Raw genomic sequence first — 21,246 nt, forward strand, 5'->3', positions numbered from 1 at the left:
AGCGTATGGGCGCCGATTCGTATTGGGCTAGACGTAGCGTAGAACGAGAGGAAGAATGGAACAGAAAAAGCCGTGAAACTATCGAGAAAGAACTAGCATCACATTATGAGCGGTCAGCCCAGCGCATTCAAGCTCAAATTGAACAGTTGTATGGTAAATTTGCCACCGACAATGGTGTGAGTATTACAGAGGCACGCAAGCTGATTAATGGTAATGAATTTAGGATATGGCGTAAGGATATTGAGGAATATATTGCGGAGTATAAGGAAACTGGAAATCCCAAAACTTTATTAGAACTCAATACATTAGCCATGCGGTCTCGCATATCTAGGCTTGATAAGCTGTACGGTGATACACTTATCGAACTAGATACGCTAGGACAAAAGACAGACGCAACGATTACAGGCTTCTTGAAAGATGCCTATAAAGATAATCGGCTGCACTCTGCGTATGAACTAGCTAAGCGAGGACAAGGCCCTTTATCTGTTGCTGTTGATAATAAGCAAGTGGAACATGTATTACGCACGCCATGGAGTGGCAAAAATTACAGTGAGCGCATATGGAAAAACTCCGATAAATTAGCTAGAACCATTCAGGATACTATTGTTAATGGAGTTCATCGTGGCGTATCGGTTAATAAGCTAGCCAAAGAGGTACAAGAACGGATGAATGTATCAAAGAATGATGCTGTTCGTTTGGTTCGTACTGAAATGAATTATGTTAATAATCAAGCTGCACTTGATTCAATCAAAGATGCTAAGATGAAATATTACCAATTCATAGCCACATTAGATAAGCGTACATCCTCTACATGCCGTGAACATGACGGTAAGATATATCTAGTTAGTGAAGCAGAGATAGGCAACAACGTACCGCCTTTGCATCCTCGTTGTAGATCTACTATAGCTGGTACATTAGGCCCTGCTAAGCCTACAAAAGGCTCTCGTATTGCTAAGGATGAACCACAAGCAAAAGGTGAAGCGGTAAGGTATAAGAAAGTTCCACGTAATATGGATTATGATGATTGGAAAGCTGTATATGTTGATAGGGTAAAAACGCTTGAAGATTGGCAGAAAGAGAGAAATCCGAATCCAAAACTTATGCCGAAGACAAATACTATTGTTACGCCAAACCCTATGTCTGTTGAGCAAATAAGAAATAAGATTATTGACATTAATTTACAAACAGCTACTCCTAAGGATATAATAGAAGTAGGTAAAATAGTTAATGATAAACATGATATTGTTTCTATTATTGGTGATAAAGAATCTTTGAAAAAAGTATTTTCTGAGTACCGAAATATTGGTGCTGAAATACCTAAAACTATGTGGGCTAAAGGGTCGAGTGAAGCCAATAAAGAACTTTTACAAGAAGCCTTTTCTGTGTACCCTAGTGATTGGTTACAATACTTAAAAGCTGCAGGGAAAGGTATTAGCACTAGAAAAATAAAACGTGGATATTTTTATGCTAATGGTGCAGTAACTGGTAGTGATAAGCTATATTATGTCAGTGGTATTGAAACATCGAAATTAACTAAATATATAACCATTAATATGAATGGCGTACGCAGAACTACACCATTTCATGAAATTGGGCATATGGTAGAATACTTCAATTATGATGCCTTGAGGTTATCGAGAGAGTTTGTAGAGCATCGAACCAAAGGGGAAGGGTTTACAAAGCTTAAGGATTTATTCCCAAGTTCAGGATATAGAGCTGATGAAGTAGTAAAAGCGGATAATTTTATTACCCCATACATTGGTAAAGATTATGGCAATAATGGTACAGAAGTATTAAGTGTGGGTCTAGAATCTCTTTTTGAGCCTGACTCCGGTCAAGTTCAAAAAATTGAAAATGGTAAGTATATTTTAAAAACAATTACAGACGATGAAGAATATTTGAACTTTATTATAGGCATGGTATTAACAGTGTGAGGTGATTTATATGAAGCTTAAAGATGCGCATAGGCTTTATGTGTACGCTTGCAATGCTTATGAAGCCATTAATGGTAAAAATTCATTAGAAGGCACACCGTATTTATTTGATCCATTACACCCAAATGTTGAGGATTTTCTTCATGCTGCTCAAGTGTATAATTACATGGTAAAAAGAAGATGGAAATTCACACAACATACTGGGCCTATAGTATTAGATGGTGAAGAAATTCAACTAATTTATTAACATAATATTATACAAAGCACCCAATAACGGGTGCTTTTTTAGTGCTCGGAAAGTGGTGAGGCGATGGGGAATGTACAATACATGGAGTTTGATACTGCAGTACAGGAAGTGGTAAGGCAAGCAGAACGATTAGCTGTGATTAAATCAGTCGGTAGTGATGGTGTAATAGATCATACTGAACTCGAATTATTCGCAGAAAAGTTTGTGCTTGATGTGATGGATTATTGTCATAGGAATGATTTCCCTAGAACATTAGCTTATACAGGGGCGGAATTGGCAATAAAGTATATTGCTGACTCTGCTAGTAATGGACAAGGACCTCTTAAATCACTAAAAGAAAACGATGTAGAATTTGAATGGGCTGTTGGGGAGGTATCGCCGATAGGATGTATTAGTGAACATGATTTTAATTCTATTCGCCCTAAGCTAAATCTTTATAGAAAAGTGGTATGGTCTAATGGCTAGTTACGGTGAAATCTTAGCAAAATTCATGTATAAGGATAGGTGTACTATATCACGGCAGATAGAGACTATCGATGATATAGGCGCTGATGTATTCGCAATGGTGGACGTATACAGCGACGTTCCGTGTAAGGTAGGTCAAATCGGGCAGACAAGTATGAGCGGAGTTGAAACGGATAGTGTATTTGCTTTGAAGAATCATTTGCGCTTATCTTTGCCTATTGAATACGATATTTTGCCAAACGATATAGTCACTATATATCACAAAGGGCAAACGTTTGTTATGCGAACGGATACGCCATTTAAATATATGAGCCATCAAGAGGTTAACCTTATTAAAGAAGGGGACGCTTAACATGGGGGCAAAAATTAATGGATTTGATTTGCTGAATCAAAAGTTCACAAGAATCTTGCGTCAATTTCCTGAACATGCGGATACATTAATTGCACAACAAGGCGAGCTACTTATTGCAGATGCAAAGGCGAATACACCAAGGGATACTGGAACATTGCAGGGGAATTGGAAACGAACACCCGTAGATAATATGTCAACAGAAGTATATAACAATACAGAATATGCTAATCATGTAGAATATGGGCATCGTACAGTAAAAGGCGGCTTTGTAAAAGGTAGAAAAATGCTACATCGTGCTGTTGTACATCGTAAAAGCGTATTTCTAAAGGATACACGTACAATTATAAGGAACTTGCTTGAAGATGATTAGGTTACGCTCTATACAGAAATCCATAGTGGATCTGTTGAAAAGTAAATATCCAAATTACAAGGTACATTTCGATAATGTGGAAAAATCGACTGTGCCTTATTTTTATGTAGAAATGTTTGTTCATACAGGGGTAGGTGATGATACCTACTTTGATAGGACTGTACAAGTAGACATTGCCTATAGGCCGATGAAAGATAGGAATGGACGTGTTAATCGCTCTGAACTATACGAAATGTCCGATAGTTTGGAGTGCATGTTTAGACCTGTTTTGCAGGTAGGCGATAGGCATATCACCATTAATGATTTTGAACACACATTCATCGATGAGGTGTTACATTTTATATTTAACCTCGAATTTAAAGATGCTTTCACAGATGAGGAAGTGGGATGTATTCGTGGTGAATTGATGCAACATCTATTGCTTAGAACGAATGCTATTGATGTAACAGAGGAGGCATAACATGGCAAATGAACAAGAAAAATTCGGTTTACCGCAGGTCTTTATCGACTTCAAAACGAAAGGTATTGAGGCCATTAAACGTTCCGCGCGCGGTGTGGTGGCGTTGATTTTAAAATGCGAAACAACGGACGTTACCAATTTTTATAGAATTTCTGATGTGTCTGAAATTCCTACCGGTGTATTTGATGAAACGTCTACCGATTTAATCAAAAAGTGCTTGGATGGCACACCTTTACGTGTATTGGTGTATACGCTGCCTAAAGCTAGCGTAGTAGCCGCTAAAAATACACAATCTACATTATTAAAGCAGTTGAAACATGTACGGTTTAACTATATTGCTGCGCCTACAGGTACAGAGCAAGACCAACAAGATTTAGCATCCTTTGTTAAGGCTGAACGCAACAATAGTTGTAAAACTGTGAAAGCCGTCGTATCTGGTGTAGCTTCTGACAATGAAGGGGTTATTAACTTCTGTACGGAAGATATCAAGGTCCCTAATGGTACGGACAAAAAAGGGGGTACTACATACCGTACCTACACACCTATTGAATATACAGCACGTATTGCTGGAATCTTAGCCGGTTTAGCATTAGACCGCTCAGCGACTTATTTCAAATTGACTGAAGTTGAATCTGTAAAAGTTTATGAAGACCTTACAGACCGTATTGACCATGGCGAACTACATTTATTCGATGAAGAAGACGGAGAAGGCGTAAAAATTGCGCGTGCCTGCAACTCGTTACAAACTTTTACAACCGATAAAGGGCAAGAGTTCCGAAAAATTAAAATTGTTGAAGGTATAGATATGGTTACCGATGATATTCGTGATACATTCAAGAAATATTACATCGGTAAATATATTAACGATTACGACCATAAAATGTTATTTATCGCAGCTATTATGGTGTACTTTGGACAGCTCGCAGGTAATGTATTAGACGCTAGAGCAGGTAATACGGTTGATATTGATGAGCAATTCCAAAAGGATTATGCCATCCTTAAAGGGGAAGATGTAAGTACCATGACATCTATGCAAATCAGACAATATAATACTGGATCACAAATCGCTTTAGCCGGCAAAGTTAAATTTGTGGACGCTATGGAAGATTTAACTATCACATTTACTATGTAATAGGAGGTATGAAACTAATGAATCGAAATCAATTTACTTTTGATTTACAAACCTTTGCACGTGCAGCAGAAGATGTTAAATATCGTGGTCGTAGACGGTGGAATGGTTCTCATGGCAAGGTGTGGCTCGATGGTGAGCTAGTGTTTGAAATTGAGAGCTTTGAAGCAACTATAGAAGCGCAACGCGAAGATGTGTTAATTGGCAATTCTGTTGATTCTAAAGTAACAAGTCTTAAAGGCGAAGGAACTATGAAAATCAAGAATGTAATTAATCGCAATTTCCGTAAGCTCGCTGAAGAATGGAATGCAGGGCATGACCCACGCTCTGTATTTACCGGGTTGCTTGATGATCCCGATGCAGTTGATGGGCAGAAAGAACGCATTTCTATCGATAATGTGTGGTTTAACAAAATTACACCTATGCAGTTTGAAAAAGGTAAAGTTGTAGAAACTGAAATTCCTTTTGGCTTTACGCCGGAAGATTTACAATACATTGAAAGCATTGATTAATAGAAAGGATTTAATAACATGGCTGTTTCAGTAAATGAATTAATTGCAAAACGTGAAGAATTAGCAGGTCGCAAAAAACAAAAGATCACAATCCAAACCTCATTAGGTGAAGTGGTAGCTAAGAAGCCTACCACTTTTTTATTAACAGAAGCAATGGGGCTTGAAGAAAACAATGATGCATACTTGGTGTATAACTGTGTCATTGAACCTAATTTAAAGGATAAATCGTTACAAGAAGCCTATGACTGTCATGAACCAATGGATATTGTGAACAAGCTATTTGACATTGGTGAAGTGAGAGCGATTTCATCTATTCTTGTGGAATCTGTAGGTGTTGGTAAAAAGCTCGACCATGCAATTCTTGAAGAGGTAAAAAAGTAATAGAAGAAGACTGGGAGGCGGCTACGGCCGCCTATCTAGTTTTAAAAGGTCATACTTTTGATTACTTTATGAATTTATCCATGACAGAAAAAATTATGTGTAAGGTCGCCGTGGATAAGGAGCGTCAAGATAAAATCGATATGGTGAGGATGGCTATAGGGGGTGTATTCGGTGGCAAATGAAGAACGTTTAGGCATTGAGCTGTATATGGCTGATGGTGGATTTACCAAAGGCATAAAAAAAGCTCAACAAGAAACATCTAGACTGACACAAGCTACATCATCCCTTGTTCCCGCTGTTGTATCTGCAGAAAAAGGTCTTGCATCGGCAACAAAATCTATTATAGGTGTTGCAGAAGCTACTAAAAAAACAGAAAGTGAACTTGTTAAGCTAAAACGAGCAGGTGATGGTGTGGCTATCACTATCAAAGCAGATGACAAGGCTACATCAAAAGTAAAGCAGGTAAAAGAGGAATTAAACGGCATAAAGGGTCGAGTATATACTGCTACTGTTAATGTTAAGCAAAATCTGTCGGGGATGGCTAGTGGTGCAGCTAATAAATTAAGCGGTGCTATGTTTGGTGCTACTGCACAGATGGCAGGCATGGCTGGTATAGGATTTGGTGTATTTGATGCTGTAAAAGGATATGCTGATTTTGAAGAAGAAATGTCTGCAGTAAAGGCTATTTCAGGCGCAACTGGTGATGAATTTGCAAGACTGAACGAAAAAGCAATTCAAATGGGTGCCGATACTAAATATAGCGCGCTAGAGTCGGCGCAAGCCTTTAGATACATGGGTATGGCTGGTTGGAAAAGTAGCGAAATGATTGATGGTATAGGCGGTATCATGAGTCTTGCAGCCGCATCCGGTGAAGATTTAGCCTCTGTATCGGATATTGTTACAGATAGTTTGACTGCCTTTAACTTAAAAGCCAAAGATTCCGCTATGTTTTCTGATGTGTTGGCTGCTGCAGCCACAAATTCTAATACATCTGTAGCGTTAATGGGGCAAACATTTAAATATGCTGCACCTGTAGCTGGAGCATTAGGGTATAGTGTGCAAGATGTGGCACAGGCTGTAGGGCTCATGGCCAATGCTGGTATTAAGGGCTCAGAAGCTGGTACATCTCTACGTGGATTATTAACAAGGTTAGTTAAGCCTACGAAAGAATCCGGTGAAGCAATGGATATACTCGGATTGAGTATTACCGATGCCAACGGCAAAATGAAGCCTTTTAACCAAGTTATCAAGGATATTAGGCAAGGCATGAGTCGATTAACGCCTGAAAGCAAAGCTTCATTGGCGGCCATGTTAGCAGGACAAGAGGGGATGTCTGGCCTATTAGCATTAGTTAACGCTTCCGATAGTGACTTTAATAAATTAGCAGATGCTATTGCTAACTCTAATGGCGCAGCTGAACACATGGCATCAATCCGAATGGATAATCTCAAAGGCGATTTAGAACAATTATCTGGTGATTGGGATTCATTTACTACTAAAATCATGGGTGGTAGCATTGGCGGATTCCGTGATATTGTACAAGGTGTAGATAATTGGTTTGCTGGATTTTCTGAAAATGTGGAAAAGAATGGCTTAAATGTGCACTCCATTCTTGATGGCACTACATCCGCTGTTAAAGAGCTTATTAAGCAGACATTAAAAATGGATGGCTTACCATCTATTCTTTCCGCTGCAGCACTTGCTGTAGGTGGTGTTGGACTGCTCAAGGGTGCCAAGAAAGCAAGAGGATTGTTAGGTAAATGGAAGAATCATAATGGTAATAGTCAGGAAAGTGGCATCGGTTATGATTCTACTGGTGAGATGACTGTTAATGCTATGACTGTAACGTTATATGCGTCACAGTTATTACCTGGTAACGGTGCTAGTATGGGGCCTACTACCGGGCGTGGTAAAGGTGGCGCAGTTGTACAAGGAGCCACTATTGATAGTCCTGTAAAAGGTGCAAAAGGTGGTAAATGGGGCGGTCGTATTGGCTCTATAGGACGTGGCATTGGTAAAGGTGTAGGCGGTTTAGGGCGTGGCCTTATGAAATTAGGCGGTAAAGCTGCAATTCCTGTATCCCTTGCCATGGGGGCGTATGATGTAGCTACCTCCGACAATAAGGGTCAAGCTGTATCTGGATTAGGCGGGAGCCTAGCCGGTGGTCTAGCTGGTGCTAAATTAGGGGCAATGGGCGGTGCTGCATTAGGTTCCGTCATTCCTGGTGTTGGTACTGCAGTAGGCGGTGCCGTAGGTGGCCTATTAGGAGGTATTGGTGGTGCCGTGTTTGGGGAAGAATTAGGTCAACAAATTTATGATGGCATCACTAGCAATCTTGATGGTTTAACCGCATGGTTTGGTGAAACATGGAATTCGATTAAAGAATATGCGTCAGATGCAATGGAGGAACTTCCAAGTGTATTCACTGGAGCTTGGCAAGCAGTAGTAGATACTTGTGCACCTATTATAAATACATTCGTTGGTATTTATACTCTTGTATGGGATGCAATAGCGACGATTTTTGAACCTGTTGCCCAATGGTTTGATACAACAGTATGGCAACCCACAAAAGAGTTTGCTAATACCGCAATTACAGCTGTTACTGGATTCTTTAATGGGTTGTGGAGTGATATACAAAGCGTTTGGAGTGGAGTTGCTAATTGGTTCGATGCTAATGTATGGCAACCCACAAAAGAGTTTGCTAATACCGCAATCAACTCTATAACTGACTTTTTCAGCAATGCATGGGAAAATATAAAATCTGTTTGGAGCGGGGTTGCTAATTGGTTTGATGCTAATGTATGGGGGCCTCTGAAAAAAACAGCTAGTAGTGTATTTGCTAGCATTGGCAATGCTCTTGGTGCCGCAGAGCGAAGAGGTGTACAAGTAACAGGTATAGGTGGTACGCATACAAAATCCATAGATGCAAATGCAACAGGTACCAATTATTTTGGTGGAGGCTGGACACAAATCAACGAACGAGGTGGCGAGATTGTAGATCTTCCTCAAGGTTCAAGAATTTATCCAGCTGCAACAACTCGAAAGATGATTGCTAACCAATTATCCGAGGGGGCTAGTGGCGGTAATAGTTATTCCATTAGTGGGAATACTTTTGTTGTTAGAGAAGAAGCCGATATGGACCGCATAGCGCATACTATATTCTCTCTGTTTAGAGATGCAGAAGTTAACTATGGGGGCGTATAAAAATGTCTAAATTTGTTAGTGGGTTAGGGCGTGCATTGTCGTTGTTGTCTAATGTTTTAGGGAATACACGAGAGCATCCTACCATCATTATTTCGCAAGGTGATGAACGCATCGTATTACCTGTTACCCCAAGTCAGTATAATGTGGGGATTGAACAAGGTAATACATCTGTTACTATCACACAAATCGGCGAAGCTCTTTTATTTGGTAATCCCCAATTGACTACCTTGTCATTTGATGGATTATTACCAGCAAAGGATTATTCTTTTATTGTTGGCGATAAAAGAAAGCCGATTGAATTAATTTCTATCATTCAAAAATGGATGCAGTCTAAGCAGCCTGTTAGGGTCATCATATCTGATGGCCCTATTAATCTTATGATGGCCATTATGTCGTTTCCATATAAGAAGCATGATAATACAGGTGATATATATTACTCCTTATTTTTCAAAGAATATAAAGACCTTAACACGTCTTCTGTTATTGATTATACAAAGTCGATTGATGCAGCAACGGGGTTAAAAGATAGACCTAATATAAATACAAAGCCAACGACGGCTACATTATTTAATCGTGGTTCTGATATATTAGATGCAGCCAAAAAAGCATATGGAAATTATCGTCATTATGAGCGGATTATTCAGTCGAATGACCTCAAGAATTTAGCTATTAACAATTTAAGTGAATTGCGGAGGTTAAAGGTATGATAATTAAACATATGGGTACTAAGACTGTTAAAGACGAACAAACAGGAGAAGACAAGCAAATATCAGTTGAAATTGATATATCGCACCTTGTTAATAAATCAGAATGGTCCGGGTCGCGTTTTCAAGCTGCTAGAAAGTTGAAATTTACATATACACAAGAACCACGAGATCCTAATTGGCCTATTTATGTTGTGGGCATTGGCGAAACTGTGAAAGGGTATTCAGAAGATGGTATTTTACAATTTATGGGTAACGTATATGCCGTTGAGCGTAAGACATCAGCCTCTACTATTGATGTAACATGCTACGACAATATGTTTATTCTTTCCAAGTCTAAGACGACACGTAAATTCACTAATATGACAGCAGAAGATATAACTAAATCAGTATGTGCAGAAATGGGCATTAAGGTTGGTAATTTAGCAGAGACAAAAGAAAAAATAACATTTATTGCTAATGAAAAATCAGGCTATCAAATCATTGTCATGGCATATACAGAAGCGGCAAAAAAAACAGGGAAGAAATATCAATCCATCATGAACGGTGATGAAGTATGCATCATTGAAAAAGGTTCGTTAATTGAAGGGCTTGTTATAGATCAATACAGAAATATTACAGACTCATCTTTTAAAGAATCCATTGAAAACATGATTAATAAGGTCATGATAGTAGATGATAAAGGCAATTTGATACGCTATGAATCTAATGACGAGCATATCAAAAAGTATTCGATGATACAGGCCGTATACAAGGAAGGAAAAAACAAGAATACGCAAGAAGAGGTTAAGAATATATTCAAAGGACCAGAACGAACTGGTGTTGTTGATTGCTTAGGTGATTATAAGGCATTATCTTCATACTCTGTTGAAATTAGAGATATAATTACTCAATTATCTGGTAAATTTTGGATAAAATCTGATACACATGCTTTCAAAGATGGTCAACATACGATGAAGCTAGAAATTGAGTTTGAAAACCTCATGACAAAAGAAACTGTTGAAAAAAATCAAGAAAGATAGGGGGAGATATAATGTCAATGAAAGATATACCTAGTGCAGAACACAGCATGGCAGCCTTAGTTCATACGATTCATACTATATCCAAAGATGAACGTCCTATGGGGCTTCGTATTGGTGTAGTAACATCACCCCTCCCTAATTTAGTAATACATGTGGATAACATCGATATTACCAATGAACAAATCTACCTTAACGATTATTGGAAACCTGGTCACTATCGAGAGGCGAAGGGACATATTATATCTGAAACGCAACCCAGAGCTGGTGGTGGTGGCTATGCTGAATATGCCAGCCATACTCATGATATCCATAATGATTATACAGACACCATTATTATGACCGATACGCTCCGAGTTGGTGATGAGGTGACCGTTGAGCCTATTTATCGGCAAAATGAACAACTCTATTACATCGGTCAAAAGGTGGTGAAATTATGAGTGATGAATTTCCATTTGTAACCATTTCTAGCACGGTTGATGATAGTATTCAAGCATTACCTTTATTCCGTGAGTATGATTGGGATTTTGATTCTGATACATTTGTATTTCACAATGGACAGCGTACCGAGCTAATAGGGGATGAAGCGTTGAAAGTTTGGATATATAAAGCGTTAAGAACTGAACGGAATCAATTTTTAGCATATTCGTCTAGGTATGGTATTGAATTGAAGCCATTTATTGGTAAGGTAATGGGGATAAATGAACGGTATAGCGAATTAAAACGAGTTATAACTGAATGCATTATGGTCAACCCTTATATTCGGTCGATAGATAGTATTGATTTTGAGTCAAATGGAGATAAAGTTAATTGTCGTATTGAATTAAGCACTATATATGGGGGGATAAATATTAATGTTTAGAATAGTAAACTCTGATGAGATATTGCAAAGCCTCCAATCACAAAGTAACTCACAAATGAGTAAATTTGAAGGTACATTCGAGTATGATATATTCTCGTCCAATGCTATTGAATTCATGAAAACATACGTTGAGCTTGGCGAATTATACAAAGTAGCTTTTGCAGATACATCTTATGGTGATTTTCTAACAGCACGAGCCAAAGAAGCTGGCATTATCCGTAAAGAAGCGACAAAGGCACACGGTACTGCTATCGTAAAAGGTAAAGGGGTACTCCCTAAAGGGAGCCAATTTGCGACTGTCGATGGCGTTTTGTTTGAAACGGTACAGCAGTACTCCGTAAATGGATCATTGCGAGTTGATATACAGGCCGTTGAAAGTGGGCCAGCTGGAAATGTAGGACCTAATACTATTACCTCGATACCTATGTCGATACCTGGAATTATCAGTATTAGTAATGATGTGAATACTACCGATGGTTTTAATAAAGAATCTGATGAAGCATTACGAAAACGATATTTGTTACATGTGAGAACACCTGGAACTAGTGGCAATAAATTTCATTACTATGAATGGGCAATGTCTGTGCCTGGCGTTGGTGCTGCCAAAGTAATTCCTGTGTGGGATGGGCCGGGTACGGTAAAGATCGTCATTGTTAATAGCGAATTCAAAACAGCTTCTAATGAATTGGTTGGAAAGGTTAAAAATTACATTGAAAGTGTTCGACCTATGGGGGCCATGGTAACTGTTGTAAGTGCAACTATTAAATTGATTAATATCAAGGCATATATCGAGGGTTCACAATTTGATATTGCGTTATTCAAACGATTAGTACATACATATTTCCTTGAATTAGAGCAGGCAGTCATTGCAAATGATAGCTCTGTGCGATTATCGCTTGCAAAAATCGGTAGTTTGTTGCTCGATGCGGGTGCTGTTGATTATAGAAATTTAACGCTTAATGATAAAAATGAAAGTATAGCACTTGAGGCTGATTCACTTCCAACATTAGGTGAGGTGATTCAACTATGAATTTTAATCTGTTAAGAACGCAAAAAGTCGATGTACTACGATATTTGCCAAAATTCTTGGCGAATGATACTACTTTTAAAGTTAGCCAAGATTCATTAAGCGAAGAGCATGAAAAATTACGTTTACTCATTATAGATTTGTGTCGGCAGATGTTTGTTGAAAGCGCTACATGGGGGCTTGATGATTGGGAACGTGTATATGGAATTACTCACAATTCCAATGCAACAGATGAAGAGCGTCGAAATATGCTTTTAATTAAAATGCAAGGGACTGCTACCATTTCTATCGCAAAGCTTAACGAGCTAGTCAATTTAGTTACTCCATCTAAGGATGTTATTGTTTTAGAAAATACAAAGCCAAATCAATTTAAGGTGCTAGTAAATACGCCTGTTTCAGTAAAAGATATTCGGGAAGTAGTAGAATTATACAAACCTGCCCACCTTGCTTACTTGGTGGCACATCAGTTTACGTGTCAATCGGCAGTAAATATATTAGGCGCTGTTAAGATTGCTAGATGTATCAGTATTAAACAGGCTGAAAATGATGGCATAATCAGAACTAAATTGCCAAATATATCTACAATTGGGGCTGTTTCAACATTACATACATTACATATTAATCAGGAGGATCTATGAGCGAATACGGAGCTATTACACCTACTATAAATGGGCTAACAATGATTACAGAATCTGTGGTGAAAAAGAAACCTATTGTATTTACTAAAATAGCCATTGGAGATGGTGCACTTACTAACCAAAATATAGAAACGTTAACAGCGTTAATTCGTCAAAAGCAAGAGGCCCCAATTCATATCGTGACTGATAAAGGTGCAGGACTTGCTGATGTATCGGCTGTTATCACAAATGCAGGACTATCAACAGGATATTATGCACGAGAACTAGGTGTGTTTGCGAAAGTAGGGGATACGGGGCAAGAAAAATTATTTGCCTACACCAATGCGGGTGCAAATGCTAGCTATTCACCTGCAGATGGATCGTTAGACGAAAAATTAATTACCGTAACATTTAAAATTGGTACTGGTGCCACTTTAAAAGTAGCATTAGATAGTCAAGTATATTTAACACTTGGAAACTTAGAAGAGCATAACACCTCAAGAAGTGCACATGCTGATATTAGGGCAAAAATCACTAGTGATATTAATGCGCATAACAGCTCAGGTACATCACATGCTGATATTAGGGCAAAAATTACTAGTGATATTAATGCGCATAACAGCTCAGGTACATCACATGCTGATATTAGGGCAAAAATTACTAGTGATATTAATGCGCATAACAGCTCAGGTACATCACATGCTGATATTAGGGCAAAAATTACTAGTGATATTAATGCGCATAACAGCTCAAATAGTGCACATGCTGATATCCGCAGAATGTTTAATAACTATTTACCATTAACAGGCGGTACAGTAAGTGGAAGAACACATATTGATTCAATGCTGAGTGTGGGGCAATCGAGTGAACAGGCTAGTAATATTCGTGTAGATGGTGCTGCCGGTAATGCGTATATAGCCTTATTAAACTATAATAACGTAGGTAATCTTTTAATTGATGGGTATTTTAACAACCCTGAGACAGCTGTGATAGATGTTACGAACCGTAGTATAAACGGAACAGTTCGGTATCGGTCGACATTAATGGATGGAGATGGTAACGCTAAGTTTGCTAATGACGTATATGCCAATAATAAATTATTGGCAACAAAAGAGTACGTTGATGGCAAAAAATGGAGCTCAACAAGTATTACCGATGGTGCTATAACACCGACTAAATTAGATAGAGCCTATTTGCCATTAACAGGCGGTACAATAACAGGTCGATTGCACGTAAATGACCTTGTTAGCACAGGTAGCGATACTATGCAATTCAGCAATTTCATTCAAACGAGTTTGGCCGGTAAAGCGTATCTTACAACAGGTAAAAATAATTCGGATAACTGGTTTAACGTCGACGGGTATTTCAACAATCCAGAGCAATCAAATATTGGTGTGTTGAAACGCAATGCAAATGGAGACGTTATCGCAAGAGCGTATTTATTGCATAACGACAACAAAACATACTTTCCTAACGAGGTATATGCAAATAATAAATTGCTAGCCACCAAGGAGTACGTGGATACCAAGGGGACTAATGACTTGAATGTGCACAATACATCTAGTAGTGCACATAAGCCAATTCTTGATGCGATAAAAGCAATTACGGGAACTAGCGCATTTAATACGGCACCTAGCAAAAAACTAACAGAAATTATAACATTGCTAGGTCAGGGTGGAATTGTTAGCTCAAAATTGGATGCTGCAGCAGGTTTTGTGAAATTTGCAAATGGATTTACCATTCAATGGGGAAAAACTCCAAGCACACAGACATCTAGTGTTATTGCAGGTAGAAACAATAAGTTCACATTGGATTTACCAATTAGATATGCAACACCTTTTATATCCATCGCAATTGATTTTGGCGATGGAGCTGTTGGGGTATCAACAACACTTACGAACACGCAAGTAAATGCTTTTGCAAACCAAACTACCTTATATTGGAGTTATATTGCAGTTGGCATTGCTTAGGTTGAAAGGATTAATAATATGAATCAATACGTATTCGTTTTAAATGAAAACGGCGAACGCATTACAGCGTTCTGCGATAATTTAATGATGAAAGAGGAATTGTTGCAGCATGTTAATAAGGAGTATCCAAACGATACAAAGTGGTACGTTGAGGACGGCGATGCAATCCTCGATAAATTTATAGAAGGCAAGCGATACCTCAATGGCGAGTGGTTAGATCCCATCGTAGTTGAAGTGTCTGCAGAAGAAATACAGGCCAAAGAAGCTGCACAAGTGGCAAGTGAATATGAAGCAAAATTTAAAGCTATTGATGACGAAATTATCAGGGCAGAAGTTATCGATAAAGATACTGAGTACGCTAATGAGTTACGCCAACAACGTGAAGCGTTACAAGTTGAATTTATGGAAAAACGAGGTGAATTATAATGACAAAACGATGCTTTTTATGTGGGCGTCCTATGGAACGTGTGGAAGGTCGGTTGTATGATACATGCACTAATCCAAAATGCATTAGACATCAACCTTTACGAGATGTAAGTAGTGATGACAATAAAAAATCGCCTACCGAAGACGGTAAGGCGTGAGTGGCTAGCATGCACCCAATAAGGGTGTTTTTTTATTGTCAAAATGAGGTTGTAAATGGAGTTAATTAATGAAGTCATAACAAAAATACTACTCGGTGTATCTCATGCACATCTAGTTGATATGGGGGTTGTAGTCATATTGACTACAACCCTTGTATTTATCGATGCTACCCAACGTGTGGCCATTGAGGTATTGCGGTATAACCTCGATAATGGACGTCAAAATACGGTCGTAAATTGCATAACTACATTGTTATGGTACGGTTGGGGTCGCGGTACCTATACAAATGAACATGGTGAAAGCAAGAGGTATTTAATGAGCGAACGCCTTCGAGGTGATTTACTCATTAAATTGTGTATACAATATCCTGCGTGGATGTTGTTATCGATTATATTTGTATCGTTGCCGGATATACCTATTCCGACAACGGAACTATTTGCCGACCAAGTATTTGCCTTTGTGTTCATGGCAATTCCGTTTTTGTCAGAATGTTGGTCAATTTTAGAGAATCTACGAGAAATTGTAGAAGATGATCTCATCGATTTTAGCAAATTGTACGCGATGGCTGTTGAATTAATTAGAGTATGGAGGGGCAATGGATAAGACTAAAATCATTAGTGCCATAAAAGGTGCGTTTCAATCTGTGCGTATTGCCCGCATCAAGCCGACAGGGGTCCTTGCAACGAGGGCGCTTACTATGGTTATATTTATACCAATACTACTGGTCATCGTTAAATATGCGATGGCCTTTTATATTGGTGTGGTTAGTGATGCCGATGCAAAATTAATCAATACAGGTATAAATATCATTGACCATATATTTATACCAAGCGTATTGACCGCTTTGATTGGGTTCCTCGCGCTATGGATTGATAAAGACCACAATGGAATCCCTGATAAATTAGAAGATGATAAGAAATAAGGAGAAACTAAAATGGAATTAAAAGAAGGTTTATTAGGTTTTGACACAGCTATTCAATTATTAAAAGACGGCTGCAAGGTTACGAGAGAAAAATGGATTGAACAAGGTAAATTCATTGTGTATCAGAAAGGATATCCGAAGGGCATCCCATGTAACAAAAATACGGCAGAAGCATGGGGGCTGAACGAGGGAGATTTGTTTATTTGTAATCCATACCTCCAAGTCCGAAATGAAGATGGAAGTCATAGTATGTATTCCCCAAGTTCTGATGACGTATTGGCAGAAGATTGGTGTTTATATTTAACTGATGATGAGTTATTCAATGGTTTAATTTAGGAGGACAAGGCATGAAAGTATTCATTAACCCAGGACATGATATTGATTTAGACAGCGGTGCTGTAAACCCTATTCACGGCACCCGTGAATGTGATATTGCTCGTGATGCAGGTAAAATGCTAGCACGGTATTTAAATACTGCAGGCTGTGAAGTGCGGACTGTACAATCCGATGACCTCGGATATGTATGCGAACAGTCCAACAAATGGGGCGCCGATGTATTTGTATCTTTGCATTGCAATTCTTTTAATACACAAGCTAAAGGCACAGAAACGTTATTCAAATCATTCAATGGTCAGAGATTGGCCAACGATATCCAAAGTCAAATTATTCGCTCTATTCAGACCACTGATAGAGGGGTAAAAAAGCGTGATGATCTTTGGGTGTTAAATGGTACCGATGCAGTAGCTGTACTGGTTGAAATGGCTTTCATCGATAATGAATACGACCATTCGCTATTGATGAATGACCTCGATACAATCGTGCGTGCGATTGCAAGAGGTGTAACGGATTATCAAGAGGGATACTAATGTATGAAAGAATTAAAATTATTATGGCCAAGTATCGTAGTTATTGCTATGTGCTCATTGGCGTTGTTGTTCTCACCTGTGCATGGTGCGTCGCCAACTGGAGAAGTAACGTTGACACAACAGGAATTCGCAACGCTGAAAAGCAACTTGAACGAGCTGGAGAGTACAATCAACAATCAATTGAATACAATCAACGAGCTAGAGATGCAATTACAAATAGTGAAGCTGTCAACGAGCAAATCGAATACGCAGTTGCTCGAAGCATTGAAGCTAATCAACGAACAGAAGAAGGAATTGCAACAAGCCAAGAACTCGCTGCAAGAGCAAGAGAGGATGCTAACCGAGCAAAGACTATCATTAGCGAAAGCCGAAGTATACTTGAACGAGCAGAAGAACGAACTCGCCAAAATGAAGGCCAAACAGCGGAATAGTACATTACTGAATATCGCCTTAGGGTTAGGGCTTGTATATGTGGCTGCCAAATAAGTTTTAAAAATCACGATTTTGAACAATAAATTTAGTTAAAGCTGTTTCATGCACAAAATCTCAAAATTTTGCACATGATTTATTTAACGCTGTACTCGAGATATTAGCACATTTAAAAATACTAAAAGCCTACAGACCTAGATAATATCTAAGTTTGTAGGCTCTTTTTTATTTGCATTTATTTAGCAGTTACTTGTAAACTTCTTTGATTGGATTGCAATTTTTTATTGACGATATACCGAATTTGGTATATAATAAATACATGAGGAGAAAGGAGGTGAGAAAGTGAAAGAGTTTCTAGATGCAATAAAAGAAGTCGCCTCACTCGTAACGCTTTTAGCAAGTACTGTGCTAGTGGTGCTAAAGCTAATTAATGAGTGGAACGACTTCTTCCGCAAAAAGTAGAGCCGAGGGGCTTAGGCCCCTCCCTCTCATCTAGAATTCTATCACGAATTATTATGATAAGAAAGAATTTAATACAAATAGCAGTAATAATTTTACTGCTATTTAATATGTATCTAAATGGATTTAATTGGATAATAGTAGTAGTAATATTAGCAATGCTTGCATTGCTTGAATGGAGTAAGTAATGAAATTTGAAGATGTAATGACATCAACAGAAGCTGCGGAGCGATGGAATATAAGCCCTGCTACAGTAAAACATGCTTGCACTGGTCAAAAGGGGTTACCACCACGGCTTACTGATGATGAGTGTAGAAAATCTAAAGGCACTTGGCTAGTTACACGCCAAGGAATGGAGCGTTTATATGGAGCAGAAAAGGAGTAAAGAAATGGAAATTAAACAAGTAGCAAAGAATGGTATAATCACACAGGCGGTTAAAACATATGATGAATTAACTCAAGAGGAATTAAATATATTGCGCATTCCTGCTACAACAGCAATTGAAGATTATGCGAATTTTAAATGTTATTGGAATAAACAAGGTGAGGTTATTCGTGTTGTAGTAGGCGAATTCGCCGAACTTAAACGTGAGGAAATCAAAGCACATGCGAATGAACCGACTTGGGTTGACGTTTTTAAGGTCGCACAAGGAAAACACGTTCGAGAAGGGCTTTTCACTAACAAAGAACGTGAAGCAATTAAAATTAAATACGGTGCAAAATCATGCTAGAAATAGGACAAACAATTGTTTTGGATACAGATTGGCTGTATGATAACAAGTACAGCCATGAAGACATCAAAACAGGAGATACTTGGATTTGGGCCATTAATCCAAATACGCTTGAGATTGTATATTTCGAAAAGGAAAATACCACCTTTTCAGATAATGATGACTATCCAACTGTAGATGATGCAATTTATAAAGTACTAATTCATAAGACATGGCCATTTGTTGAGATACGGATTGTTGAAGTACTTAATTTGCCTTAATATAAAGACCCCGAGCTATAAAAAAACTCGGGGTTCATTCCTTTATACGGCAAAAATTCGTCAAATAATATATATAACATTATATAATTTTATATATGTCGCTAATTATGGCCAAGAATGGCCAGTGCTGATTTATACTGCTTTTTATAATTTCTTATATATCTTTTTTTAAATTTGTTATAAAATATCAGTATAATTTGTAGGTTATATATATTTATTATAGAATTAAGGATTCCTATGTAAGTAAACACTATACCTTTAGATAATTTTGATGATAGTTGTAGTTATACAAGGAGGACATAATGATATTTGATAATCCTCAGTTAATAAAATATATTAAGGCTTGCACATCACCGTATCATACGGTTGATACTAGTTTACAAATGCTATTAGATAATGGTTTTGTAGAGCTTTCATTAGAGGAACCATGGGTACTCGGTACAGGTAATTACGTCGTCAATGTATATGGTACTACATTATTTGCCTTTCATATTGGTGATGATTATCGAGATTCTTTGCGTATTGCATCGGCACATACTGATTTTCCTGCCATCCGTGTGAAGCCCAATCCTATAACATCTGTAAAAGGATATACAAAATTAAATGTTGAGATGTATGGTGGTCTTATCCAACATACATGGTTAGATAGACCTCTTGGAGCAGCCGGCACGGTTGTATTAAAAGGGGATAATCCCTATGATGTTGAGTCTGTTTTAGTCGATACAAAACGACCGATAGCCATTATTCCTAATCTTGCAATTCACATGAACCGTAATGTAAATGATGGGGTAGCATTAAATCGACAAAAAGAGATGTTGCCTATTTTAATGATGGAACGTAAGGACTTGGTGAATGATGTAGGAAGTAGTGAAACTACCTATAAATGCGATGACAGTATATCGGATAGTGCACAATCTGTAGTGGATCAATGGACTTTATTTTTAGCTGATGAAATCAATTGCGATCCATCTGAAATTTTATCCTATGAAATTACATTGTATCCTGTTATAGATGGTGTATTAGTAGGAACGGAATTTGATTTTTTGACAGCCCCAAGACTTGATAATTTAACATCTTGCTTTGGTGCATTAGCAGGTATTATGGAATCAAAATTACAACATGCCGATGGCATTCGTTGTGCTATACTCTTTGATAATGAAGAGGTAGGAAGCCGTACTAAACAAGGTGGTGCAGGTATGTTACTACCTAACTTGTTAGAACGCGTGTACCGAGGTTTAGGTTTATCACATGAAGACTTAGACAGCGATGTGGCAAGAGGATTTATGATTTCTTCTGATGTGGCACATGGGTTACATCCAAATTATCCCGAGAAAAATGATATTACTAATTTCCCAGTTCTAAATGGTGGTATTGCACTTAAATTGGCTGCTAGTCAGTCCTATGCAGGCGATGCAGTAGCTTTAGCCATAGCAAAAGGTATTTGTGAAGAGGCAGGGGTAAACTATCAAATTTATGTGAATCGCTCTGATATTCCTGGTGGGTCTACAGTAGGTTCTATATCATCAGCTATGCTACCAATACGTACTATGGATATTGGATTGCCATTGCTTGCTATGCATTCTGCAGTAGAAACCATGGGGGCACAGGATCAAGAGCAATTGAATGCATTAATGAAACAATTCTTGGGACGATAGTATCATAGTGAATAGTTTTGTATTATGCATATTTTGGTAAATACGTTAATAGAACCTTATTGATATACTAATTCTCTCATTTATTG

At 38.2% G+C, this 21,246-nt stretch carries 28 protein-coding genes and 1 pseudogene; all 29 read left to right on the forward strand.

Annotation, left to right across the window (positions count from 1 at the left end):
- Positions 1-5: 5 nt before the first annotated feature.
- The gene (locus tag EO120_RS00155; protein ID WP_127133484.1) at positions 6-1,934 is read left to right on the forward strand and encodes a minor capsid protein; all 1,929 of its coding nucleotides are present in this window, start codon (positions 6-8) and stop codon (positions 1,932-1,934) included.
- A 10-nt stretch (positions 1,935-1,944) separates the two neighbouring features.
- Positions 1,945-2,181 carry a hypothetical protein gene (locus EO120_RS00160; protein WP_127133485.1) on the forward strand — a complete coding sequence of 79 codons (237 nt, stop codon included), beginning with the start codon at positions 1,945-1,947 and terminating at the stop codon, positions 2,179-2,181.
- Between the two features lie 63 nt (positions 2,182-2,244).
- Complete coding sequence (locus EO120_RS00165; protein WP_127133486.1) at positions 2,245-2,646, forward strand: hypothetical protein; 402 nt, start codon at positions 2,245-2,247, stop codon at positions 2,644-2,646.
- Positions 2,639-2,998: a hypothetical protein gene (locus tag EO120_RS00170; protein WP_127133487.1), complete on the forward strand. Its 360-nt coding sequence runs from the start codon at positions 2,639-2,641 to the stop codon at positions 2,996-2,998. Before EO120_RS00165 ends, EO120_RS00170 begins: the two co-directional genes overlap by 8 nt.
- 1 nt (position 2,999) lies before the next feature.
- A complete protein-coding gene (locus tag EO120_RS00175) occupies positions 3,000-3,368 on the forward strand; it encodes an HK97 gp10 family phage protein (RefSeq protein ID WP_127133488.1) in 369 nt (122 codons plus the stop codon).
- Complete coding sequence (locus tag EO120_RS00180; protein WP_127133489.1) at positions 3,361-3,828, forward strand: phage tail terminator family protein; 468 nt, start codon at positions 3,361-3,363, stop codon at positions 3,826-3,828. The genes EO120_RS00175 and EO120_RS00180 overlap by 8 nt, the downstream gene beginning before the upstream one ends.
- Before the next feature lies 1 nt (position 3,829).
- On the forward strand, positions 3,830-4,960 hold the full coding sequence (locus EO120_RS00185) for a phage tail sheath C-terminal domain-containing protein (protein ID WP_127133490.1): 1,131 nt from the start codon (positions 3,830-3,832) through the stop codon (positions 4,958-4,960).
- A 17-nt stretch (positions 4,961-4,977) separates the two neighbouring features.
- Positions 4,978-5,469, forward strand: a complete 492-nt coding sequence (locus tag EO120_RS00190; protein ID WP_127133491.1) for a phage tail tube protein — start codon at positions 4,978-4,980, stop codon at positions 5,467-5,469.
- A gap of 18 nt (positions 5,470-5,487) precedes the next feature.
- On the forward strand, positions 5,488-5,850 hold the full coding sequence (locus EO120_RS00195) for a phage tail assembly chaperone (RefSeq protein WP_127133492.1): 363 nt from the start codon (positions 5,488-5,490) through the stop codon (positions 5,848-5,850).
- A 171-nt stretch (positions 5,851-6,021) separates the two neighbouring features.
- Positions 6,022-9,054 (forward strand): phage tail tape measure protein, encoded by a 3,033-nt coding sequence (locus EO120_RS00200; protein ID WP_206512450.1) that lies wholly within the window; start codon positions 6,022-6,024, stop codon positions 9,052-9,054.
- Positions 9,055-9,056: 2 nt separating this feature from the next.
- Positions 9,057-9,761, forward strand: coding sequence for a hypothetical protein (locus EO120_RS00205; protein WP_127133493.1), 705 nt, complete (start codon positions 9,057-9,059; stop codon positions 9,759-9,761).
- On the forward strand, positions 9,758-10,780 hold the full coding sequence (locus tag EO120_RS00210) for an XkdQ/YqbQ family protein (protein ID WP_241234839.1): 1,023 nt from the start codon (positions 9,758-9,760) through the stop codon (positions 10,778-10,780). The genes EO120_RS00205 and EO120_RS00210 overlap by 4 nt, the downstream gene beginning before the upstream one ends.
- A gap of 11 nt (positions 10,781-10,791) precedes the next feature.
- Entirely contained in the window at positions 10,792-11,217 is a 426-nt protein-coding gene (locus tag EO120_RS00215) for a DUF2577 family protein (protein WP_241234840.1), read from the forward strand.
- Positions 11,214-11,639: a DUF2634 domain-containing protein gene (locus EO120_RS00220; protein ID WP_127133494.1), complete on the forward strand. Its 426-nt coding sequence runs from the start codon at positions 11,214-11,216 to the stop codon at positions 11,637-11,639. The genes EO120_RS00215 and EO120_RS00220 overlap by 4 nt, the downstream gene beginning before the upstream one ends.
- Before the next feature lie 55 nt (positions 11,640-11,694).
- Positions 11,695-12,669 (forward strand): baseplate J/gp47 family protein, encoded by a 975-nt coding sequence (locus tag EO120_RS00225; protein ID WP_241234841.1) that lies wholly within the window; start codon positions 11,695-11,697, stop codon positions 12,667-12,669.
- On the forward strand, positions 12,666-13,304 hold the full coding sequence (locus tag EO120_RS00230; RefSeq protein WP_127133496.1) for a putative phage tail protein: 639 nt from the start codon (positions 12,666-12,668) through the stop codon (positions 13,302-13,304). Before EO120_RS00225 ends, EO120_RS00230 begins: the two co-directional genes overlap by 4 nt.
- On the forward strand, positions 13,301-15,253 hold the full coding sequence (locus EO120_RS00235; RefSeq protein WP_127133497.1) for a phage tail protein: 1,953 nt from the start codon (positions 13,301-13,303) through the stop codon (positions 15,251-15,253). Before EO120_RS00230 ends, EO120_RS00235 begins: the two co-directional genes overlap by 4 nt.
- Positions 15,254-15,271: 18 nt before the next feature.
- The gene (locus EO120_RS00240; RefSeq protein WP_127133498.1) at positions 15,272-15,679 is read left to right on the forward strand and encodes a hypothetical protein; all 408 of its coding nucleotides are present in this window, start codon (positions 15,272-15,274) and stop codon (positions 15,677-15,679) included.
- Entirely contained in the window at positions 15,679-15,837 is a 159-nt protein-coding gene (locus tag EO120_RS09135; protein ID WP_164725705.1) for a hypothetical protein, read from the forward strand. Before EO120_RS00240 ends, EO120_RS09135 begins: the two co-directional genes overlap by 1 nt.
- 55 nt (positions 15,838-15,892) lie before the next feature.
- Complete coding sequence (locus EO120_RS00245) at positions 15,893-16,441, forward strand: hypothetical protein (RefSeq protein ID WP_127133499.1); 549 nt, start codon at positions 15,893-15,895, stop codon at positions 16,439-16,441.
- Positions 16,434-16,760: a hypothetical protein gene (locus tag EO120_RS00250; RefSeq protein ID WP_127133500.1), complete on the forward strand. Its 327-nt coding sequence runs from the start codon at positions 16,434-16,436 to the stop codon at positions 16,758-16,760. The genes EO120_RS00245 and EO120_RS00250 overlap by 8 nt, the downstream gene beginning before the upstream one ends.
- Before the next feature lie 12 nt (positions 16,761-16,772).
- Positions 16,773-17,096 carry a DUF2829 domain-containing protein gene (locus tag EO120_RS00255; RefSeq protein ID WP_127133501.1) on the forward strand — a complete coding sequence of 108 codons (324 nt, stop codon included), beginning with the start codon at positions 16,773-16,775 and terminating at the stop codon, positions 17,094-17,096.
- An 11-nt stretch (positions 17,097-17,107) separates the two neighbouring features.
- On the forward strand, positions 17,108-17,626 hold the full coding sequence (locus EO120_RS00260; protein WP_127133502.1) for an N-acetylmuramoyl-L-alanine amidase family protein: 519 nt from the start codon (positions 17,108-17,110) through the stop codon (positions 17,624-17,626).
- Between the two features lie 3 nt (positions 17,627-17,629).
- A complete protein-coding gene (locus EO120_RS00265) occupies positions 17,630-18,112 on the forward strand; it encodes a coiled-coil domain-containing protein (protein WP_127133503.1) in 483 nt (160 codons plus the stop codon).
- 589 nt (positions 18,113-18,701) lie between these two features.
- On the forward strand, positions 18,702-18,899 hold the full coding sequence (locus EO120_RS00270) for a helix-turn-helix domain-containing protein (RefSeq protein ID WP_127133504.1): 198 nt from the start codon (positions 18,702-18,704) through the stop codon (positions 18,897-18,899).
- Between the two features lie 4 nt (positions 18,900-18,903).
- On the forward strand, positions 18,904-19,245 hold the full coding sequence (locus EO120_RS00275) for a hypothetical protein (RefSeq protein WP_127133505.1): 342 nt from the start codon (positions 18,904-18,906) through the stop codon (positions 19,243-19,245).
- Positions 19,239-19,505: a hypothetical protein gene (locus EO120_RS00280; protein WP_127133506.1), complete on the forward strand. Its 267-nt coding sequence runs from the start codon at positions 19,239-19,241 to the stop codon at positions 19,503-19,505. Before EO120_RS00275 ends, EO120_RS00280 begins: the two co-directional genes overlap by 7 nt.
- 302 nt (positions 19,506-19,807) lie before the next feature.
- Positions 19,808-21,091: pseudogene (locus EO120_RS00285) on the forward strand (M18 family aminopeptidase); the annotation flags it as partial.
- Positions 21,070-21,168: a hypothetical protein gene (locus EO120_RS09355; protein WP_407834330.1), complete on the forward strand. Its 99-nt coding sequence runs from the start codon at positions 21,070-21,072 to the stop codon at positions 21,166-21,168. The pseudogene EO120_RS00285 and the gene EO120_RS09355, both read left to right, overlap by 22 nt.
- Positions 21,169-21,246 lie beyond the last annotated feature (78 nt).

The organism is Veillonella caviae, from assembly GCF_003992125.1.
GTDB lineage: Bacteria > Bacillota > Negativicutes > Veillonellales > Veillonellaceae > Veillonella > Veillonella caviae.

What these genes read in the sequence shown, in the direction of transcription:
- EO120_RS00155 (WP_127133484.1), top strand. Translation starts at nt 6, where the DNA reads ATGGGCGCCGATTCGTATTGGGCTAGACGTAGCGTAGAACGAGAGGAA.
- EO120_RS00160 (WP_127133485.1), top strand. Translation starts at nt 1,945, where the DNA reads ATGAAGCTTAAAGATGCGCATAGGCTTTATGTGTACGCTTGCAATGCT.
- EO120_RS00165 (WP_127133486.1), top strand. Translation starts at nt 2,245, where the DNA reads ATGGGGAATGTACAATACATGGAGTTTGATACTGCAGTACAGGAAGTG.
- EO120_RS00170 (WP_127133487.1), top strand. Translation starts at nt 2,639, where the DNA reads ATGGCTAGTTACGGTGAAATCTTAGCAAAATTCATGTATAAGGATAGG.
- EO120_RS00175 (WP_127133488.1), top strand. Translation starts at nt 3,000, where the DNA reads ATGGGGGCAAAAATTAATGGATTTGATTTGCTGAATCAAAAGTTCACA.
- EO120_RS00180 (WP_127133489.1), top strand. Translation starts at nt 3,361, where the DNA reads ATGATTAGGTTACGCTCTATACAGAAATCCATAGTGGATCTGTTGAAA.
- EO120_RS00185 (WP_127133490.1), top strand. Translation starts at nt 3,830, where the DNA reads ATGGCAAATGAACAAGAAAAATTCGGTTTACCGCAGGTCTTTATCGAC.
- EO120_RS00190 (WP_127133491.1), top strand. Translation starts at nt 4,978, where the DNA reads ATGAATCGAAATCAATTTACTTTTGATTTACAAACCTTTGCACGTGCA.
- EO120_RS00195 (WP_127133492.1), top strand. Translation starts at nt 5,488, where the DNA reads ATGGCTGTTTCAGTAAATGAATTAATTGCAAAACGTGAAGAATTAGCA.
- EO120_RS00205 (WP_127133493.1), top strand. Translation starts at nt 9,057, where the DNA reads ATGTCTAAATTTGTTAGTGGGTTAGGGCGTGCATTGTCGTTGTTGTCT.
- EO120_RS00210 (WP_241234839.1), top strand. Translation starts at nt 9,758, where the DNA reads ATGATAATTAAACATATGGGTACTAAGACTGTTAAAGACGAACAAACA.
- EO120_RS00215 (WP_241234840.1), top strand. Translation starts at nt 10,792, where the DNA reads ATGTCAATGAAAGATATACCTAGTGCAGAACACAGCATGGCAGCCTTA.
- EO120_RS00220 (WP_127133494.1), top strand. Translation starts at nt 11,214, where the DNA reads ATGAGTGATGAATTTCCATTTGTAACCATTTCTAGCACGGTTGATGAT.
- EO120_RS00225 (WP_241234841.1), top strand. Translation starts at nt 11,695, where the DNA reads ATGAGTAAATTTGAAGGTACATTCGAGTATGATATATTCTCGTCCAAT.
- EO120_RS00230 (WP_127133496.1), top strand. Translation starts at nt 12,666, where the DNA reads ATGAATTTTAATCTGTTAAGAACGCAAAAAGTCGATGTACTACGATAT.
- EO120_RS00235 (WP_127133497.1), top strand. Translation starts at nt 13,301, where the DNA reads ATGAGCGAATACGGAGCTATTACACCTACTATAAATGGGCTAACAATG.
- EO120_RS00240 (WP_127133498.1), top strand. Translation starts at nt 15,272, where the DNA reads ATGAATCAATACGTATTCGTTTTAAATGAAAACGGCGAACGCATTACA.
- EO120_RS09135 (WP_164725705.1), top strand. Translation starts at nt 15,679, where the DNA reads ATGACAAAACGATGCTTTTTATGTGGGCGTCCTATGGAACGTGTGGAA.
- EO120_RS00245 (WP_127133499.1), top strand. Translation starts at nt 15,893, where the DNA reads ATGGAGTTAATTAATGAAGTCATAACAAAAATACTACTCGGTGTATCT.
- EO120_RS00250 (WP_127133500.1), top strand. Translation starts at nt 16,434, where the DNA reads ATGGATAAGACTAAAATCATTAGTGCCATAAAAGGTGCGTTTCAATCT.
- EO120_RS00255 (WP_127133501.1), top strand. Translation starts at nt 16,773, where the DNA reads ATGGAATTAAAAGAAGGTTTATTAGGTTTTGACACAGCTATTCAATTA.
- EO120_RS00260 (WP_127133502.1), top strand. Translation starts at nt 17,108, where the DNA reads ATGAAAGTATTCATTAACCCAGGACATGATATTGATTTAGACAGCGGT.
- EO120_RS00265 (WP_127133503.1), top strand. Translation starts at nt 17,630, where the DNA reads ATGAAAGAATTAAAATTATTATGGCCAAGTATCGTAGTTATTGCTATG.
- EO120_RS00270 (WP_127133504.1), top strand. Translation starts at nt 18,702, where the DNA reads ATGAAATTTGAAGATGTAATGACATCAACAGAAGCTGCGGAGCGATGG.
- EO120_RS00275 (WP_127133505.1), top strand. Translation starts at nt 18,904, where the DNA reads ATGGAAATTAAACAAGTAGCAAAGAATGGTATAATCACACAGGCGGTT.
- EO120_RS00280 (WP_127133506.1), top strand. Translation starts at nt 19,239, where the DNA reads ATGCTAGAAATAGGACAAACAATTGTTTTGGATACAGATTGGCTGTAT.